At 63.2% G+C, this 19,892-nt stretch carries 14 protein-coding genes; all 14 read right to left on the bottom strand.

Features of this window, described 5'->3' with window-relative positions:
* Positions 1–274 precede the first annotated feature (274 nt).
* The 14 genes from HX839_RS17850 to HX839_RS17915 all read right to left on the bottom strand — a co-directional run bounded on the left by HX839_RS17850 (position 275) and on the right by HX839_RS17915 (position 19,890).
* Positions 275–1,753 (bottom strand): efflux transporter outer membrane subunit, encoded by a 1,479-nt coding sequence (locus tag HX839_RS17850; protein ID WP_003207503.1) that lies wholly within the window; start codon positions 1,751–1,753, stop codon positions 275–277.
* Positions 1,750–4,857, bottom strand: a complete 3,108-nt coding sequence (locus HX839_RS17855; RefSeq protein ID WP_102605669.1) for an efflux RND transporter permease subunit — start codon at positions 4,855–4,857, stop codon at positions 1,750–1,752. The genes HX839_RS17850 and HX839_RS17855 overlap by 4 nt, the downstream gene beginning before the upstream one ends.
* Positions 4,854–7,955 carry an MdtB/MuxB family multidrug efflux RND transporter permease subunit gene (locus HX839_RS17860; RefSeq protein WP_087692387.1) on the bottom strand — a complete coding sequence of 1,034 codons (3,102 nt, stop codon included), beginning with the start codon at positions 7,953–7,955 and terminating at the stop codon, positions 4,854–4,856. Before HX839_RS17860 ends, HX839_RS17855 begins: the two co-directional genes overlap by 4 nt.
* Complete coding sequence (locus HX839_RS17865) at positions 7,952–9,262, bottom strand: MdtA/MuxA family multidrug efflux RND transporter periplasmic adaptor subunit (protein ID WP_003207498.1); 1,311 nt, start codon at positions 9,260–9,262, stop codon at positions 7,952–7,954. Before HX839_RS17865 ends, HX839_RS17860 begins: the two co-directional genes overlap by 4 nt.
* Positions 9,263–9,492: 230 nt before the next feature.
* Positions 9,493–9,993, bottom strand: coding sequence for a thiol peroxidase (gene tpx, locus HX839_RS17870; protein ID WP_177067460.1), 501 nt, complete (start codon positions 9,991–9,993; stop codon positions 9,493–9,495).
* A gap of 108 nt (positions 9,994–10,101) precedes the next feature.
* A complete protein-coding gene (metC, locus tag HX839_RS17875) occupies positions 10,102–12,816 on the bottom strand; it encodes a cystathionine beta-lyase (protein WP_177067461.1) in 2,715 nt (904 codons plus the stop codon).
* Between the two features lie 25 nt (positions 12,817–12,841).
* Complete coding sequence (locus HX839_RS17880; RefSeq protein WP_177067462.1) at positions 12,842–13,489, bottom strand: glutathione S-transferase family protein; 648 nt, start codon at positions 13,487–13,489, stop codon at positions 12,842–12,844.
* 135 nt (positions 13,490–13,624) lie between these two features.
* Positions 13,625–14,221: a cysteine dioxygenase gene (locus tag HX839_RS17885; protein ID WP_008435185.1), complete on the bottom strand. Its 597-nt coding sequence runs from the start codon at positions 14,219–14,221 to the stop codon at positions 13,625–13,627.
* A gap of 16 nt (positions 14,222–14,237) precedes the next feature.
* Complete coding sequence (locus HX839_RS17890) at positions 14,238–15,062, bottom strand: amino acid ABC transporter ATP-binding protein (RefSeq protein ID WP_177067463.1); 825 nt, start codon at positions 15,060–15,062, stop codon at positions 14,238–14,240.
* On the bottom strand, positions 15,049–15,741 hold the full coding sequence (locus HX839_RS17895) for an amino acid ABC transporter permease (protein WP_003207487.1): 693 nt from the start codon (positions 15,739–15,741) through the stop codon (positions 15,049–15,051). Before HX839_RS17895 ends, HX839_RS17890 begins: the two co-directional genes overlap by 14 nt.
* Positions 15,731–16,465 carry an amino acid ABC transporter permease gene (locus tag HX839_RS17900; protein WP_003207485.1) on the bottom strand — a complete coding sequence of 245 codons (735 nt, stop codon included), beginning with the start codon at positions 16,463–16,465 and terminating at the stop codon, positions 15,731–15,733. The genes HX839_RS17895 and HX839_RS17900 overlap by 11 nt, the downstream gene beginning before the upstream one ends.
* Positions 16,462–17,673 (bottom strand): aminotransferase class I/II-fold pyridoxal phosphate-dependent enzyme, encoded by a 1,212-nt coding sequence (locus HX839_RS17905; RefSeq protein WP_177067464.1) that lies wholly within the window; start codon positions 17,671–17,673, stop codon positions 16,462–16,464. The genes HX839_RS17900 and HX839_RS17905 overlap by 4 nt, the downstream gene beginning before the upstream one ends.
* Positions 17,670–19,091, bottom strand: coding sequence for an FAD-binding oxidoreductase (locus tag HX839_RS17910; protein ID WP_177067465.1), 1,422 nt, complete (start codon positions 19,089–19,091; stop codon positions 17,670–17,672). The genes HX839_RS17905 and HX839_RS17910 overlap by 4 nt, the downstream gene beginning before the upstream one ends.
* The gene (locus tag HX839_RS17915; RefSeq protein WP_102368875.1) at positions 19,084–19,890 is read right to left on the bottom strand and encodes a transporter substrate-binding domain-containing protein; all 807 of its coding nucleotides are present in this window, start codon (positions 19,888–19,890) and stop codon (positions 19,084–19,086) included. Before HX839_RS17915 ends, HX839_RS17910 begins: the two co-directional genes overlap by 8 nt.
* Positions 19,891–19,892: the final 2 nt, after the last annotated feature.

The following is a 19,892-nucleotide window of genomic DNA, read 5'->3' on the forward strand; positions in this document are numbered from 1 at the left end:
GGGACTTCTCGTGACCTATGGGCCGAACGGCATCCGTGCCGGGCTGAAAAGTCAGGGATTGTAGCGAGAATAAATCTTGTACACCTGAAATATTGTCGTATAGCCATCATTCAAAATTTGACGCCAATCCGCTGGCTCAAAAACACCGCAGAACCCTTGTGGGAGCGGGCTTGCTCGCGAAAGCGGCGGGTCAGTTCATACACAGTTGACTGCCCCACCGTTTTCGCGAGCAAGCCCGCTCCCACACAAGCCCGTACACCAGCCAGAGCGGTGTTTACTTCTTGTCGCTCAGCTGCATTTGGCCATCCCAGCCACCGCCCAGTGCAGCGATCAGTTGCACACTGGCAACCAGCCGGGTTTGCAGCAGGGTCAGCACCGTACGCTCGTTGCTCAGGGCGGTGGCTTGCACGGTGACCACATCGAGATAGGCGATCAACCCGGCCTTGTACTGGTTCTGGGTCAGGCGCAGGGATTCCCGGGCCGCTTCGAGGGCCTCGTTACTCACGACCGCCTCGTCTTCCAGGACCTTGAGCTGGACCATGTAGTTTTCCACCTCACGGAACCCATCGAGTACGGTCTGGCGGTACTTGGCCACGGTTTCATCGTAGGACGCCTCGGCGCGGTCAACTTCGGCAGAACGCTGGCCCCCGTCGAACAGGGTCATGGCAAGTTTCGGCCCCACCGACCAGAAGCGGTTCGGCAGGCTGATCCAGTCGGCGTAGGTGCTGCTGGAGTAGCCGCCGGCCAGGCTCAGGGTCAGGTCCGGGTAGTAGGCGGTCTTGGCCACGCCGATGTTGGCGTTGGCCGCGATCACCGAGCGCTCCGCCTGAGCGATATCCGGGCGGCGCTCCAGCAGTTGCGACGGCAAGCTCACCGGAATCTGCGGCAGCGCCGGAATGTCCTTGCTCACCGCCAAGTTGAAGTTGGCCGGCGGCACACCGATCAGCACGGCAATTGCGTTTTCCAGCTGCGCCCGCTGCCAGATCAGGTCGATCATGCTGGCCTGGGTGCTTTTCAGCTGGGTCTGGGCCTGGGCGATGGCGTCCTTGCCCGAGACACCGGCGCGGTATTGGTTCTGGGTCATCTGCAGGGAGCGCTGGTAGGTGTCCACCGTGGCTTGCAGCAAACGGGTCTGTTCGTCCATGACCCGCAGTTGCAGGTAATCCTGCACCAGTTCCGATTGCTGGCTCAGGCGCATCGCCGCAAGATCCGCCGCGCTGGCTTCGGCGCTGGCTTCATTGGCTTCCAGGCCCCGGCGCAGTTTGCCCCAGATATCAGCTTCCCAGCTCACGCCCAACTGGGTGTTGAGGGTGTCGCGAATACCGCTGCTGGAGCTGCTGAGGCTGGCGTTACTGCTGCCGGTACCCTGGCTGGCCCGGCTTTTCGAGGCACTCAGGTCAACCGTGGGGAAGAACGCCCCACGGGCACTGCGCACCTGCGAGGCGGCCTGGCGATAACGCGCCTCGGCCTGGGCCACGGTCTGGTTGGAGCTGTTGAGTTTTTCTACCAGCTCATTCAGTTGTTTGTCGCCGTACAGCTCCCACCAGGCGCCCCGGGCCAGCGAGTCGCTGGGCGCGGCCTGGCGCCAGCCCTGGGCCTCTTTGTACTGGGCAGGCTCGGTCAATTCGGGGCGTTTGTAGTCCGGGCCGACGGCGCAGGCGCTGAGCATCACGCCGCACAGGGCCAGGCTCAGCAGCTTTGAGCCGCGAGTCATCGCCAGACGTTGCACGGTGGGAAACGTTGAATCGGTCATAGCGCAGTGTCCAGGGCAGCATCGGTACGCACTCCGCGCCAACCGTTGAAACGGTGGCGCAGGCGGTCGAGATAAAGGTAAACCACAGGCGTGGTGTAGAGGGTCAGGATCTGGCTGAACACCAGCCCGCCGATAATCGTCAGGCCCAGGGGCTGGCGCATTTCCGCGCCTTCGGCCGTGCTGAGCAGCAGCGGCACGGCGCCAAGAATCGCCGCCAGCGTGGTCATCAGGATCGGGCGCAGCCGCACCAGGCAGGCGGCGCGGATCGATTCCAGCGGGCTCATGCCGTCCTTGCGTTCCAGTTGCAGCGCAAGGTCGATCATCAGGATCGCGTTTTTCTTCACCACCCCGATCAGCAGGAACAGCCCCAGCAGCGAGATCAGGCTGAACTCGCCCCCCAGCAGGTAAATCGAAAGCAAGGCGCCCACCCCCGCCGACGGCAAGGTCGACAGAATGGTCAGCGGGTGGATATAGCTCTCATACAGAATCCCCAATACCAGGTACACCGCTACCAGTGCACCGAGGATCATGAACGGCTGGCCTTTCTGGGTGGCGGCGAAGGCGTCGGCCGTACCGGCCATCTTCGCGATCACCTCTTCCGGCAGGCCGACCTTGGCAATCGCCCGCTCAATGGCGGCCGTGCCCTGCTCCACCGTGACGCCGGGCGACATATCAAACGCAATGTTTTCCGAGGCGAACTGGCCTTCATGGCTGACCCGGTCGTCCGCCAGGCTGTTCTCATAGTGAGCGATGGCCGACAGCGGCACGCGCGCACCGGTGGACGTGATCACCTGCATCTGATTGAGGGTGATCGGGTCCTGGGCGTACTTCGGATTGACCTCCATCACCACCTGGTACTGGTTGAGGCTGTCGTAGATGGTGGAAATCTGCCGCTGACTGTAGGCGTTGTTGAGCACGGCAGTGACCATGTCCATGTCAATGCCCAGGCGCTTGGCCTGGTCGCGGTCGACAATCAACGTCACCTGGGCCGCCCCACGTCCTTCACGGGCATCGATGGCGGTCAGCTCCGGCAGCTCACGCAACGCGGCAACCACTTTCGGGTACCACAGGCGCAAGGCCGCCAGGTCGCCGCTTTGCAGGATGTAGGAATACTGCGAGGTGGTCTGGTCGCGGCCGCCGCCGAATTGCAGGTCCTGGTCAGCCATCAGCATCAGGCGCCCGCCGGGCACCAGTGGCACATTCTTGCGCATGCGCTCGATCACCGCCTGGGCAGAAATCTTGCGTTCGCTGATGGGCTTGAGCCGCACCAGCATCACCGCGTTGTTGGTGCCGCTGTTGCCGCCAATAAAGCCTGCCACGCTCAACACCGCGGGGTCCTGCAGGACGGCCTTACGGAAAATTTCCATCTTCGGCTGCATCACACTGAATGACAGCCCGTCGTCGCCACGCACAAAGCCGATCAGTTGCCCGGTGTCCTGCTGGGGCATGAAGGTTTTCGGCACCACCACATACAGCGCGACGTTGACTCCGATGGTCACCAACAGGCTGAGCAGCGTCAGGCGCTTGTGGCGCAGCACCCAGTCCAGGCTGCGGGCGTAGCCTGCCACCATGCGGTCGTTGATCTTCTGGCTCCAGCGCTGCAAGCCTGTCTCCTGGCCTTTGACATGGGGCTTGAGCCAGCGGGCGCAGAGCATCGGGGTCAGGGTCAGCGACACCACCAGCGAGACGATGATCGCCGCTGCGAGGGTGATGGAAAACTCGCGGAACAGGCTGGTAACGATACCGCCCATGAACAGGATCGAGAGGAACACCGCCACCAGCGAGACGTTCATTGACAGCAAGGTGAAGCCGACTTCCTGGGCCCCCAGGTACGCCGCCCTCATCGGCGGCACACCCTCGTCGATGTGCCGGGAAATGTTCTCCAGCACCACGATGGCATCGTCCACCACCAGGCCGGTGGCGAGGATCAGCGCCATCAGCGACAGGTTGTTCAGGGAAAAGCCGAACAGGTACATCACTGCAAACGTGCCCACCAGCGACACCGGCACCGCCAGGGTGGGAATCAGCGAGGCGCGGAAGTTGCCGAGGAACAGGTACACCACCAGGATCACCAGGGCCACGGCAATCAGCAGGGTCATCTCGGCTTCGTGCAAGGTGGCGGTGATCACCGGCGAACGGTCCATGGCCAGGTTCAGCTTGACGCTGGACGGCAACACCGCCTGCAAGGCCGGCAGTTGTGCCTTGATCTGCTTCACCGTCTCGATGATGTTGGCGCCGGACTGGCGGTTGATCACCAGCAGCACCGCCGAGTCATTGTTGAAGAAGCCGCTGTTGTAGCGGTCCTCGACGCCGTCGCTGATCTTCGCCACATCCCCCAGGCGCAAGGCCGCGCCATTCTGGTAGCGGATCAGCAGCGGTTCATAGTCCTTGGCCTTTTCCAGCTGGTCGTTGGCCTGGATCTGCCAGTTGCGCTGGCTGTCCTCCAGCGAACCCTTGGGCCGGCGCACGTTGGCATTGGCGATGGTATTCCGCACATCGTCCAGGGCCACGCCGTACTGGTCGAGGGCCTTGGGTTCCAGTTCGATACGCACGGCGGGCAACGAGCTGCCGCCGATCTGCACTTCACCCACGCCCGGCACCTGGGACAGGCTCTGGGACAGAATGGTCGAGGCCAGGTCGTACAGCTGGCCCTTGGGCAACACGTCCGAGGTCAGGGACAGCACCATGATGGGCGCCTGGGACGGGTTGATCTTCTTGTAGGTGGGCATGCTGCGCATGCCACTGGGCAGCAGGTTACGCGAGGCGTTGATCGCCGCTTGCACTTCCCGCGCCGCGCCGTTGATGTCGCGATTGGAGTCGAACGCCAGGATCACCCGGGTCGAACCCTGGCTCGACGAACTGCTCATGGTGGTAATGCCGGCAATCGCGCCGAAGGAGCGCTCCAGCGGCGTGGCCACCGTCGACGCCATCACCTCGGGGCTGGCCCCCGGCAAGCTGGCCGACACCACGATCACCGGGAAATCGATCTGCGGCAATGGCGACACCGGCAACAGGTTGAAGCTGACGCCGCCCAGCAGCATGATCGCCAGGCTCAGCAGCATGGTGGCTACCGGCCGGCGAATGAATGGTCCGGACAGGTTCATGACTCAACCGGCTCCAGGCGCACCGGCTCTTTGCGCCAGCGACGGCCGAGGCGGTCGAAATACAGGTAGATCACCGGGGTGGTAAACAGGGTCAACACCTGGCTCACCAGCAACCCGCCCACCATCACCAGGCCCAGCGGCTGGCGCAACTCGGCGCCGGAGCCGGTGGCGAGCATCAACGGCACGGCACCGAACAGCGCCGCCAGGGTGGTCATCAGGATCGGCCGGAAGCGCAACAGCGCCGCCTGGTAGATCGCGGTTTGCGGGTCCAGGCCCTGGTTGCGCTCAGCGTCGAGGGCAAAGTCGATCATCATGATCGCGTTCTTCTTCACGATGCCGATCAGCAGGATGATGCCGATGATCGCGATCATCCCCAGGTCGTTGCCACTGAGCAGCAAGGCCAGCAAGGCGCCCACCGCTGCCGACGGCAGGGTCGAGAGGATGGTGATCGGGTGGATGTAGCTCTCGTAGAGCACCCCGAGCACGATGTACATGGTCACCACCGCCGCCAGGATCAGCAGCAAGGTACTCGACAGCGAAGCCTCGAATGCCTGGGCCGCGCCCTGAAACTGGGTCTGCACGCCCACCGGCATGCCGATGTCTTTCTGGGTCTGGTTGATCAGGTCGACGCCCTTGCCCAGCGCCACGCCGGGGGCCAGGTTGAACGACATCATCACCGCCGGGAACTGACCGATATGCGCGATTGCCAACTGGGCCTGGCGCTGTTCCACATGGGCCAGGCTCGACAGCCGCACCTGGCCGCCGTCGGTGGTTTTCACATGGATCTGGTTCAGGGCGTCCGGGCCGAGGGTTTCACCGGACTGGGCCTGCAATACCACGCGGTACTGGCTGGCCTGGGTGTAGATGGTGGATATCTGCCGCTGGCCGAACGCGTCGTACAGCGCGTCGGTGATGGTCGACACCGACACACCAAGGCGCGATGCGGCGTCACGGTCGATCACCAGGTACACCTGCAGGCCCTTGTCCTGCAGGTCGCTGGCGACGTCGGAGAGTTCCGGCAACTGGCTGAGGGCGTGTACCAGCTTTTCACTCCACAAGGCCAGCAGCTCGGCGTCCGGCGAGGACATGCTGAACTGGTACTGGGTACGGCTGACGCGGTCTTCGATGGTCAGGTCCTGCACCGGCTGCATGAACAGGCGAATCCCCACCAGCTTGTCCAGTTGCGGCTGCAGGCGCGTGATGATCTGTGCTGCGCTCAGGTCCCGTTCGCCGTGGGGCTTGAGGTTGATCAGCAGGCGACCACTGTTGAGGGTGGCGTTATCACCGTCTACCCCGATATAGGACGACAGGCTCTCCACCGCCGGGTCTTCGAGGATGATCTTCGCCAGTTCCTGCTGGCGCTGGCTCATCGCCGCAAAGGAAATCGACTGTGGCGCTTCGGAAATGCCCTGGATCACGCCGGTGTCCTGCACCGGGAAGAAGCCCTTGGGCACTACCATGTACAACACCACGGTCAGGCCCAGGGTGGCGATGGCCACCAGCAGGGTCAGCGGCTGATGCCTGAGCACCCACTGCAACTTGCGCCCGTAGGCCTCGATCAGCCAGTCGATCCAGGCGCCGCTGGCCTTGTAGAAACGGCCCTGCTCGTCCTCTTTCGGCTCACGCTTGAGCAACCGCGCGCACATCATCGGCGTCAGGGTCAGGGACACCACCAGGGAAATCAGGATCGCCACCGCCAGGGTGATCGCGAATTCACGGAACAAGCGCCCCACCACGTCCGCCATGAACAGCAGCGGGATCAATACCGCGATCAGCGACAGGGTCAGGGAAATCAGGGTGAAGCCGATCTGCTTGGCGCCCTTGAGCGCCGCATTGAGCGGTGTATCGCCTTCCTCGATGTAGCGGGAAATGTTCTCCAGCATCACGATGGCGTCGTCCACCACAAAACCGGTGGCGATGGTCAGCGCCATCAGCGTCAGGTTGTTGATGGAGAAACCGGCGAGGTACATCACGCCGAAGGTGCCCACCAGGGACAGCGGCACGGCGATGGACGGAATAATGGTCGCGCTGAAGCGGCGCAGGAACAGGAACGTCACCATCACCACCAGGGCAATGGCGATCAGCAATTCGTGTTGTACATCCTTGACCGAGGCCCGGATGGTCTGGGTACGGTCGGTAAGCACCGTCACGTCCAGGCCCGCCGGCAGGTTGTCGGTGATGCTTGGCAACAGCGCCTTGATCCGGTCCACCACCTCGATGACGTTGGCCCCGGGCTGGCGCTGGATGTTCAGCAGGACCGCCTGGTTTTCGTTGGCCCAGGCCGCGAGGCGTTCGTTCTCGGCGCCGTCGACGATCTGCGCCACATCCTTGAGCCGCAACGGCGCGCCGTTGTTGTAGGCGAGGATCAGTTCGGCGTATTCCTTGGGCGAGACCAACTGGTCGTTGGCGTCGAGCATCGACACCCGCGTGGGGCCGTCAAAGTTACCCTTGGGCTGGTTGACGTTGGAGGCGGCGATCAGGGTGCGCACGTCCGACAGGTTCAGGCCGTTGGCCGCCAGGGCCTCGGGGTTGACCTTGATCCGCACCGCCTGGCGCTGGCCGCCGGCGATGCTGACCATGCCGACGCCGCTGATCTGCGCGATCTTCTGCGCCATGCGCGTGTCGACCAGGTCATTGAGCTTGGGCAGCAACATGGTCTTGGAGGTGATGGCCAGGGTCAGCACCGGGGTATCCGCCGGGTTGACCTTGTTGTACACCGGCGGCGCCGGCAGGTCCTTGGGCAGCAGGTTGGTGGCGGCGTTGATCGCGGCCTGCACCTGTTGCTCGGCGACATCCATGTTGATGTCGAGGTTGAAACGCAGGGTCAGCACCGAGGCGCCGCCGGAGCTGGTGGACGCCATTTGGGTCAGGCCGGGCATCTGCCCGAACTGACGCTCAAGGGGCGCCGTGACCGCGCTGGTCATTACGTCCGGACTGGCGCCGGGGTACAGGGTCATCACCCGGATGGTCGGGTAATCCACCTGGGGCAAGGCCGAGACCGGCAGCAGGCGATAAGCGATCACGCCAGCCAGGACAATGGCCAGCATGCTCAGGGTAGTGGCTACCGGGCGAAGGATGAACAGCCGCGAGAGGTTCATGCGCCGCCCTTTTGCGCCTTGGCGGCATCAGCCGGGCCTTGTTGCGTCTTGGCTGCCGGTTGACCCTGGAGGTGTTCGGTCGGCGTGGTCGGCACTTCAGTGCTGTCGTTGACCACTTCAATGTCACTGCCGTCCTTCAGGCGGTCGGTGCCTTCCAGCACCACGCGGTCGCCGGCGGCCAGGCCTTGCTTGACCACGGTGTTGTCGCCGTCGGAATCACCGATCACCAGCGGACGCACCTTGACCTTCTTGTCGCCATCGAGCACGTAGACGAAGGTGCCGGTATTGCCGAACTGAATCGCCGCCGACGGCGCCAGCACCACGTTGTGCAGGGTGTCGGCCAGCAGGTGCACGTTCACGAACTGGTTGGGGAACAGCGCCTGGTCCTTGTTATCGAACCGCGCCTTGAATTTCAGGGTGCCGGTGGTGACGTCGATCTGGTTATCGAGGCTCTGCAGCACGCCCGTGGCTTTCACTGCGACATCGCCACGGTCCCAGGCTTCCACCGGCAGCTTGTTGCCGGCGTGATAACGCGCCAGCACGGTTTCCAGGGTGTTTTCCGGCAACGTGAAGACCACGCTGATGGGTTGGGTCTGGGTGATCACCGCCAGGAAGGTGGTGTCGTTGGCGGCGACGAGGTTGCCCACGTCTACCTGGCGCAGGCCGACACGACCGGTGATCGGGGCGCGGATCTTGGTGAATTCGAGGTTGAGCTTGGCGTCATCCACCGCGCCCTGGTTGGTCTTGACCGTGCCCTGGTACTGCAACACCAGTGCTTCGGCGGTGTCCAGGGTCTGCTTGGCGATACTGTCCTGGGCATACAGGTCGCGATAACGCTGCACGTCGACCTGGGCGTTTTTCAGCTGGGCCTGGTTCTGCAGCAACGTGCCCTGGGCCTGGAGCAAGGCATTCTGGTAACTGCGCGGGTCGATTTCCGCCAGCAGGTCACCGGCCTTGACCATCTGCCCCTCTTCAAAGGCGATCTTGACCAGCTCTCCGCCAACCCGGCTGCGCACATTGATGGTGTTGAGTGCCGTCACCGTACCCAGCGCCTTGTAGTACACCGGGAATTCGCCCAGCACCGCCGGCGCCACACGCACCGGCACCGGGCCAGTGGAACCCCCAAAGCCCGGGCGCATCATCCCCGACTTGCCGGCATGCCCGGCGGGCTTCTTCTCGGCGCTGTCCTTGTGGCTGGTGCCAGGCCAGAACTTCCAGCACAGGCCGGCAATGACCAGCAGCACGAGAAGGCCGAACAGCCAGCGGCGGGAGTGACGAGGGGTGGATTGCATGGAGTGATCAACCATTGGGTGCGAGAGCTTCTTCTTCGGGAGGCTGAAAGATAAGCACTGGGGCGCGTTAAGAAAAGCGCCTTTACCGGCTATTTACCTTGGATTACAACTTTTAACTTCTGTGCTTAGTCCATTCGCTATCTGGCTAAGCATCTGAAGCACAAATAAAAACGGCCTGGACTAGGCCAGGCCGTAATACTGCATCACGCGTGTTACTGCAAAACGACAGTAATGCGTAGTAACAGTTACTTCAAAACAGCCAGGGCTGCCTCGTAGTTCGGCTCTTGGCCAATTTCGCTGACCAGTTCGCTGTGCAGCACGTTGTCGTTCTCGTCCAGTACCACGACGGCACGGGCGGTCAGGCCGCGGAGCGGGCCATCAGCAAGCGCTACACCGTAGTCGACAGCAAAGGCTGCCTCACGGAAGTCCGACAGGTTCTTCACGTTTTCCAGGCCTTCGGCACCGCAGAAACGCGCCTGGGCAAATGGCAGGTCGGTGGAGATGCACAACACTACGGTGTTGTTCACGTCGTTGACCTGGGCGTTGAACTTGCGAACCGAAGTGGCGCAGGTCGGGGTATCAACGCTTGGGAAAATGTTCAGCACTTTGCGCTTGCCGGCGAAAGTCGCCAGGGTCGCGTCAGACAGGTCGCCGGCAGTCAGGGTGAAGTCTGGCGCCTTGGCGCCGACTTTCGGCAAATCGCCTTCGATCTGGACAGGGTTGCCTCGGAGGGTAACTTGAGCCATGAACGGAATCCTTCTAGTGGTGGTAGTGAAACGAATTTCAGGTGCCGAAGTTAAACACAAAGTTCGATTGGCACCTATGGGCGGACGCAAATTGTCATGGTGCGAGGCTCAACGCCCCGCCGCCACGAACCCGCGCTGCAGGTCCTCGATCAACGCCTCCACATCCTCCAGCCCCACATGCAGGCGCACCACCGGGTTCAATCCACGGTCGGCGGCGTTCTGGCGATCCTGTGTATCGGCCAGGGTCACCAGGCTTTCAAAGCCGCCCCAGGATGCGCCCAGGCCAAACAGCTGCAGGCCGTCGATAAACCGTTCGACGTAGCCGGCATCCGCGCGGTCGAGTTCGAAGGACAGCAAACCGTTGCTCCCGCTGAAGTCACGCTTCCACAGCGCGTGGCCAGGATGCTCAGCCAGTGCCGGATGAAACACCCGCCTGACCTGCGGCTGCGCCTGCAACCACTGGGCAATCTTCAACGCCTGGCGCTCGTGCACGTCCAGCCGGGAAGCCAGGGTGCGTGCGCCACGCAGGATCAGGTAGGCATCGTCGGCACTCACTGCATTGCCAAAGGTATCGCTCATTTTCGCCAGGGCCGGCCATGCCGCTTCGGTGGTGCAGACGCTGCCCATCATCACGTCACTGTGGCCGCCAAGGTACTTGGTCAAGGCCATGATCGAGATGTCGGCACCCAGCGCCAGCGGGCGGTACAGGTACGCCGAGCCCCAGGTGTTGTCCACCGCCAACAGAATGCCCCGCGGCTTGCACAGTGCGGCTAGCGCGGGCAGGTCACACAGCTCATACAGCAGCGAACCCGGCACTTCGGCGTAGACCATTTTGGTGTTGGCCTGCAGTTGCGCTTCCAGGCCGCTGCCGTCCGGGGCGAAATAGCTGACTTCGATGCCGAATGGCTGGAGGAACTCCCGGGCCAGTTTGCGCACCGGCGAATAGACGGCGTCGGTGATCAACACATGGTCGCCGGGCCGCAGGTAGGCCAGGAACGTCTGCGCCGCGGCGGCGAGCCCGGTGCCATACAGCCGTGTGCGATAGCCACCCTCAAGTTCGGTGACCAGGTCTTCAAGGGCAAAAGCAGTGGGATTGCCGCGTGCGCCGTAACTCAGGACCCGCTCACAGTCGCGTCGGGAGCGCGCGTCACGCATCTGGGCCAGGTTGTCGAACAGCACGGTGCTCAGGCGGGTGATCGGTACGTTCACCGCCCGACCACCATTGCCGCCTTCGGTACGCGCCGCGTGAATCAGCCGGGTACGCACCCGTGACGCGGGCAACAACGGCTTGAGACTGGCGATTTCCGCTTCGCTCATCTGTGCCAACAGGCCAATTTCCCAGGCGAGATATTGGCGGGCAGCGTCCTTGTTGCCGCTGTGGCGGTCGTGGGTGAAGAACAGGAAGTCGATGCACTGGTTGTCCGGAGGCGTTTGCGCATCCTCGATCACCGGCAAACCGGCCGCAACCCACGCGGCATAGCCGCCGTCGAGCAAACGCACATCGCCGCCCAAGCCCAACGCAGCAAAAGCGGCCAGTGCCGGATCATCAGCCAGCAGCACCAGTGGACGCCCACCCGCGGTCAACCGCGAACGAATCGACCAGCGCGAACCGACAATCCGGCCCTTGCGATGGATCATGCTCGGGCGCAGGTCCACCAGGTCCACGGTGTCGTCCTTCAGCGCATCGGCCAGCGCCTGCACCGAGATCAGCGGCAGCGCGTCAAAGGGCACGGCCTCCTTGGCCTCCAGCGCCAGTCCACTGTGGACGCCACCCTCGAGTACATACGCCTCATGCCCCAACTGCCGCAGCCAACTGGCGACAATCGGCGCACGCACACCATCACTGTCCAACAGCACCACCCGCGCCTGACGCACGCCGATGTACAGGTCAGTGGACTGGATCAACTGCCCGCCCGGCGTGTGTTGCGCCCCCGGCAAACTGCCGGCGGCAAATTCTTCAGCGGTACGCACATCGCACAGGAAAAGGCTACGGGCCGGGTCCGTTGCCCATTGGCGAACCTGCTCCGCCTTGACACTGACCACCCCTGCCCGCTCCGCCAATTGCCGGGCAGCCGCGCGCTGTCGGGCCAGATCCGTCGAGACCTGATCGGCATAACGCCGGGTACTGCCATGCTCCAGCTTGAAATCCGCCAGGTACCAACCCTGGGTACCGTTTTCCAATGCATAAACCGGGTTCTTCACACCCAGATTGATCAACGTCTGGGCACCGATAATGCTGCGGGTACGCCCGGCGCAGTTGACCACGATCGGCGTGGTTTCATCCGGCACCAGGTCGTGCACGCGGTAGCCCAGCTCACCATTGGGGCAGCAGATGGAACCGGGAATGGTCATCTTGCGGTATTCATCGAACGGCCGACCGTCCAGCACCACCAGCGGCTCGCCCGTGGCCTGCCAGTCCGCCAGTTGCTGCGCGGTGACGTGGGGTGTATGGCTGGCCTCTTCCACCAATTCGCCAAAGGCTTTCGACGGCACATGCACCCCGGCGAACAACTGCAAACCCGCCGCCTGCCAAGCGTTCGCACCACCTTCCAGTACATGCACATGGCGGTAGCCCAGCGCTTGCAAACGCAGTGCCGTGCGCGCAGCCACATCGCCGCCGTCCTGGTCGTAGATCACCAGGCGCACCCGGGGATTCGGTGCCAGGCGCTGCACCTCCAGTTCCAGGCGGCTATAGGGCAGGTTCACCCCGTGAAACAGGTGGGCCTCGCCGTATTGGCCGTGCTCGCGTACGTCGAACAGGGCGATTTCCTGGCCGTCAAACAGCCATTGTTGCAATTGCCCGGGTGTGATGGTCTGGCTCATGGAAGTCCCGCAAAAAATAGATGGGTTACTGCAAGGCCAGCGAACGCTCGCCGGCGGCCACTTCACGGCCCTTGGCATAGGCCCGCTGGACTGCCGGGCGCGCGTTGATGCGCAGACGCCAGGCCTGGATGTTCGGGTAGTCCGCCAGGTCCTGGCCTTGGCGCAGGGGCTGGATCCACGGGAAGATCGCCATGTCGGCCACCGAGTATTCGCCCGCCACATACGGCACCTCGGCCAGGCGCTGCTCCAGCACCCGATACAGGCGCGTGGCTTCGGCGTTCAGCAGGTCCAGGGCAAAGGGAATCGGTTCCGGGGCCTTCTCCTTGAACAGCTGCAACTGGCTCAGGTACGGGGTGATATGCCCTACCTGCCAGAACAGCCATTCCTGGACCTTCTGGCGCTCGGCGGTGCCGGCGGGCGGCAGGAAGCGCCCGGCCTTGTCCGCCAGGTAGTTCAGGATCGCCCCGGACTCGAACAGGCTCAGGGGTGCTTCAAGGCGGTGGTCGACAATCGCCGGAATCCGCCCATTCGCACTGATGCGCTGGAAGCTTTCCTGCTTCTGCGCGCCTTCGCGGATGTTGACCGGAATCAGGCGGTACTCCGCCTCCAGCTCTTCCAGCAGGATGCCGACTTTCAGGCCGTTGCCCGTAGGCCAGTAATACAGATCAATCATAAAAAACCCTGGATGAACGCTGATCCAATTGTGGGAGCGGGCTTGCTCGCGAATGCGGTGGGCCAGAAACGCATTCATTGGCTGACACACCCCATTCGCGAGCAAGCCCGCTCCCACATTTGATGTGTGTTGTGCTCAGGAATAGGCCCGGATTGAAGGCGCCATCTGCGAGGCGTTGTAGTTGAGGATCCGGCCGTCTGCTTCAACGCCGTAACGGCCATTGAGGGATTCCAGCGGCAAGCCGTACAGGTGGAAATGCAAGGTCGCCTGCTCACCCTCAACGCGAATCCCGTGCAGGTCTTCACCGAGGAACGAGATAGAGGTGCCCGGCTGCACGACGACTTCTTTCTCAAGGGTCAGGGTGGTGAAGCCTTCCTCACGCCCTTCATCGTTGCGGCCATACACATAGTTGATTTCCTGGCCTTCAACGGCACTGATGATCGCCCAGGTTTCGTGGTTGTGCGGGAGGGTGCTTTTGCCCGGCAGCAACGAGTTCAGGTACAGGGTGGGCGTGTCGCCGTCGTCGTTCAGGCGATAGCGGAACGCGGTACTGCCCTGGCCCGGCACCGGCGCGGGGAATTCGCTGAAGTTGAACAGGTCCCGGCGCTCGGCCAGGGTTTCCAGCAGCCCGACGATTTCCACCAGGGCCGCGCGGTCTACGCCACGCTGGTTGATGACACGGATCTGCTGCAGGAAGTCTTCGATAACGGCGGCACGGTTTGCGGTACTCATGACGAGGTTCCTCTTGTTAGACGGACAGGGTGTAGCGGCTCAGGTTGGTCAACAGGTACGGATCATTGGCGATCGGTGGCCGACGGCCGGGATCGCCCAAGGCATGGCGCAGGAATTCCTGGGTCCTTTCACTGGTGGGGCGCTGGAAGATCTGCTCGGCGCTGCCGTGCTCGACGATCACGCCGTTTTCGGTGAAATAGACGATGTCGCTGATCTCTTCGGCAAAGCGCATTTCGTGGGTCACCAGCACGCAGGTCATGCCTTCTTCGGTCAGCTCGCGAATCACCGTCAGTACTTCACCGACGGTTTCCGGGTCCAGGGCCGAGGTCACTTCATCGAACAGGATCAGCTCGGGGCGCATCGCCAACGCCCGGGCAATCGCCACCCGCTGCTGCTGGCCGCCGGACAATTGGCCCGGATAGGCATCGGCCTTGTGCTCCATGCGCACCTTGGCCAACAGCGCCCGGGCATCTTTCTCGGCATCGGCACGGTTGCGACCGAGCACCTTGCGCGGGGCGATCACCAGGTTTTCCAGCACGGACAAATGCGGGAACAGGTTGTATTGCTGGAACACAAAACCCACACGCTTGCGCAACTCGATACGCTGCGCTTCCTGGGTCAGCGTATCGACCCGGGTTTCGCCCACGCGAATGGTGCCGCGCCGGGGCTGCAACAGGCCGGTGATACAGCGCAGGATGGTCGACTTGCCCGAGCCCGACGGGCCGATGATCGACACCGCCTGGCCGCGATGCACGTCGAGGTCGATGCCCTTGAGCACCCGGTTGTCACCGAACGACAGCTGCAAATCCCGCAGGCTGACCAGGGGTTCAATAGAAGGCATAACGGCGCTCCAGGCGTTGGGTCAAACGGGAAATCGGGTAGCAGTAGGCAAAGAACAGCACCAGCAAACTCAGATAGATCACCACGGTAAAGCCGGTCATGTTCACGGTGTTGCTGGCGATCTGTGCGGTGTCGATCACGTCGTGCACGCCCACCAGCGACGCCAGGGCGGTGCCCATGGTGACCACCGCGTAGAGGTTCATCCACGGCGGCAACATGCGCTTGAAGCACTGGGGCAGAATGATCGAGCTGAATATCTGGCCGCGGGTAAATGCCAGTGAGCGCGCCGCCTCCCACTGGGTGCTGGGGATTGAGCCGATGGCGCCGCGAAAGATCTCCGCCACGTTGGCGCTGGCCGGCAATGCCAGGCCAATCGTCACCTTGACCCAGTCCGGGAACGACACGTAGCTGCTGCCGATATGGATCTCGAACGGGAACACGTAGGTGGTGAAATAGATCAGCACCAGCCACGGTGCATTGCGGAAAACCTGCACCCAGATCCGCGCGGGCAACCGAAGCAGGCGCAGGGGTGACAGGGCCAACGCGCCCACCATCAGGCCCAGCAGCGAACCAAGACCAATCGCCACCAGGCTGATCAGGATGTTCTGGCCGAAACCAGTCACCAGCGCCGGCGACCATTGCAGCAACGCCGACAGCACCGGGAATGAATCAATGGCCATAGCCGGGCATCCTCAGGCGCGCTTCCAGCCAGCGCCCCACACAATTGACGGTAAAACTCAGCAAGCCGAAAAAGCTCAGGATCAGAATCATCAGCTCCAGCACGTTATCGCTCTGGGTCCAGATCATGATCGAGGCGTAAGTGATGTCGCCCACGGCGATGGCCGAGGCCACGGCGGTCATTTTCACCAGGTCGATCAGGTTGTTGATCAGCGACGGCAGCGCGAAGCGCAGGGCCAACGGCAACTGCACATTCCACAGCAATTGCCGACTGCTGAACGCCAGGGAGCTGGCGGCTTCCAGGGTCACGGCGGGCACCGCTTCGATGCCGGCGCGCAGGGCTTCGGCGTGGAACGCGCCCTTGTGCAGCGAAATCACGATCACCACCCAGGCAAACGGCGTCAGCGGGTTGGCCGCGCCGACGGCCTGGGTCAGCAGCATGTTCAACACCAGGAATGCGCAGTACAGCTGCACCAGGGTCGGCGTGTTGCGGGTGACTTCGATAAACACCCGCGCCGGTTTGGCCAGCCACGGGTTGCCGGAAGTCAGCAGCGCCGCGAGGCTGATCCCGGCCAGCAGGCTGCCGACGATGGTGAACAGGCACAACAGCACGGTGGTCAGCGCGCCCTGCTCCAGGGTGCCGCGCTGATAGGCATCCAGCAGGAAGCTGTAGTTGAGGCCGATACCGGCGGCCCAGTGCACAAAAAGCTCCAGCCAATGACTCATTCGACGCCCCGCAGCTTGCCGCAGGCGACAGCGATACGGCGGCCGGCCTCGGCCACGCTGTCGGTCGCCGTGGCGATGGACAGGCGAAACCACGGCGACAGGCCGTAGGCACTGCCCGCTACTCCGGCGACGCCCTCCTCCAGCAAGTACGCGACGACATCGCCGTCATCGTTCAGGCACTGACCGTCCGGGCGATAGCGGCCAAGCAAACCGGCGCAACGCACGAACACGAAAAAGCCGCCCTGGGGTTCGAGTACTTCCAGGCCCACGACGGTGCCGAGGGCCATCATCAACAGGTCCCGGCGCAGCTGATAGGCCGCTACCTGCTCGGCCAAAAAGCCCAGTCCGCCGGTGAATGCCGCCAATGCAGCAGCCTGGCCCACGGAGGAAGCACCGGAGGTGGATTGCGACTGAACAACCGCCATTGCATGGGTCAAGGCCTGCGGCCCGGCGCCGAAACCGATGCGCCAGCCCGTCATGGCGTAGGTCTTGGACACGCCGCCCACCAGCAGGCAACGTTCCTGCAAATCCGGCGCAACGTTCAGCAGGCTCTGGGCCGGGCGACCGTCGAAGCGGATGTGTTCGTAGAGTTCATCCAGCAGCACCAGCACCTGGGGATGGCGACGCAGCACCTCGGCCAGCGCATGCAGTTCAGCCTCGCCATACACCGCACCGCTCGGGTTGCCCGGGCCGTTAAGGATCAGCCAGCGCGTGCGTTGATTGATGTGTTGCTCCAGCTGGGCGGGCAGCAGTTTGCAGCCCTGCTCCAGCCCGCACTCGATAAAAACCGGCTCGCCACCGTTGAAGCGCACGCTGTCGGGGAACGACGGCCAGTAAGGCGTCGGCACCAGCACTTGATCGCCGTCGTCGAGGGTTGCGGCGAAGGCGTTGAAGATGATCTGTTTCGCGCCGTTGGCGATCACGATATTCGGCAGCGAATAGTCCAGATGGTTTTCTTCGGCCAGTTTTCGCTGCACGGCCACGCGCAAGGCTTTTACCCCGGGTGTTGGCGTGTACTTGGTGGCGCCCGCAGCAATGGCTGCGCAGGCGGCTTGCTTGATGTGCTCCGGGGTATCGAAATCCGGCTCGCCGGTGGTGAGGTCCAGAATGTCGCGGCCGGCGTCACGCAGTTCCGTGGCGCGGGATTTGGCCGCCGCATTGGCCGACAGCGACACTCGCTGCACCCGCTTGGACAGGCGAACGGTCATGGCTGTACCTCCAGGACTTTGCCGGGATTGAGCAGGTTTTTCGGGTCGAGGGCCCGCTTGATGCGGCGCATCAGGTCCAGTTCCACCGGGCTTTTGTAGCGGCCCAGCAGGCCGACCTTGCGCTGGCCAATCCCGTGTTCGGCGCTGATGGAGCCGCCGTGGGCGTGGGCGCTGTCGTGTACCAGCAAGCTCAATTCGGCGTAGTTGCGCATGTGCTCGTCAACCGTTGAATCCAGCGGATGAGCCACGTTGTAATGCAGGTTGCCGTCCCCCAGGTGCCCGAACGTGAAGTTGCGAACACCGGGGAAATGCGTCTGCAACAGCGCATCGGTATGGGCGACGAAGGCGACGATTTGCGAAATGGGCACCGAGATATCGTGCTTCATATTGCGTCCGGCACGCTTCTGCGCTTCGCTCATGTTCTCCCGCAGCAGCCATAGCGCTTCGCTTTGCGCCAGGCTTTCGGCGATCAGTGCGTCGGCCAGCAGTGACTGTTCGAAGGCTTCACCGAGGACCGTTTCGAAGGCTTCGCGGGCGTGGCTTTCACCGTGGTTATCCGACAGCTCCAGCAAGGCAAACCAGGGTTGGCTGGCGTTGAGAAACGGTTGCGGGCCCTCGGGAAATTGCTCACGCAACAACGCCAGGCAATCGGCGCTGAGCAATTCGAATGCAGTGAGGTTTGCACCAAAACCGGCGCGGGCATGGGACAGGAACGCCACCGCCTGGGCCAACTCGTCAAACGCCAGCAGCGCTGTCGCCTGGGCCTTGGGCAGCGGGAACAGCTTCAGGGTCGCAGCGGTGATAATCCCGAGGGTACCTTCGCTACCCACGTACAAATCCCGCAGGTCGTAGCCGGTGTTGTCCTTGCGCAACCCTCGCAGGCCATTCCAGATTTCGCCTTCGGCGGTCACCACTTCCAGGCCCAGGGTCAACTCGCGGGTGTTGCCATAACGCAGCACGGCGGTGCCGCCTGCATTGGTGCCAAGGTTGCCGCCGATGGTGCAACTGCCTTCGGCGCCCAGACTCAATGGAAACAGGCGACCGGCTTCACGGGCCACGTCCTGGATGTTTTGCAGGATGCAGCCGGCTTCGACGGTCAGGGTGTCGTTGTCGGTATCGATCACGCGCACCCGGTTCAGGCGGTCGAGCAGCAACAATACCGCGCGGCCGCTGGCATCCGGTGTGGCACCCGCCATCAGGCCGGTGTTGCCGCCCTGGACCACGATGGGCGCTTCCAGGGCGACACACGCACGCACCACGGCGGCCACTTCCTCGGTGTTGGCCGGGTGCACCACGGCGATCACCTCGCCGGTGTAGCGGCCCTGTTTGTCGGTCAGGTACTGGGCGGCATCTTCACTGCGCTGCACATGGGCGGCGCCGAGCAGTTGTTGCAGGGTGGCGAATAGCGCTTCACTCATGGCTGTACTGCTCGTGCAGATCACGCAGGGCTTGGGACGGAGCCATGCCGGTACGTTCGCCGAGGGCGATCAACCAGCCGCTGCGATGCCAGTCGCGCACGATGGCGTCGAGCCTGGCCTGGGTGTCGTGTTCGCCTTTACGGATCCAGATCACGGATTTGGACGGGATCAAATCCCCCGGCAACGGGATCTCGTAGCCGGACCATTCGGCATCGCCGAGCAGCGCGTGCATGGTCGGGCTGACGTGCACCGCCGCCACACAGCCATTGCCGCGCAACGACAGCAGGGATTCGGACTGGCTGCGGAACGCCTTGATCTGCGCGCCGTAGGTTTCCTGCAACGGCTTGATGAAGTTGCTGCCCTGGGACACGCACACCGGCTTGCCCTTGAGGTCGGCCCACTGGGTGATGCCGGCGCCTTTGCGGATCAACGCCGCGCCGCCGACTTCTTCATAGGGCGTGGGCACGTAGTCGAGAATCTCGGCGCGTTCGTCGGTGTACTGCATGTTGGCGATCAGCACGTCGACCTTGCCCTGTTGCAGGAACTGCACGCGGTTGGGCGCCAGTACCGAAACGGTCCTGGTCTCCACACCCAGCGCCTGGCCCAGGCCCTTGGCCAGTTCGACGTTGTAGCCCAGGTGTTCGCCGGTCTTGGGGTCGATGGTGCCAAACGGCGGACCGCTGAGGATCACGCCGACGCTGATGGCGTGGCGTTGCTGGATCTTGTCGAGGGTGGCGTCGGCGTGGGCCAGGCTGGCGCACAGTGCCAGGCCCAAGGCAGTCAGGGTTCTCAATGTCATGT

This window comes from Pseudomonas sp. I8001, assembly GCF_013385345.1.
Classification (GTDB): Bacteria; Pseudomonadota; Gammaproteobacteria; order Pseudomonadales; family Pseudomonadaceae; genus Aquipseudomonas.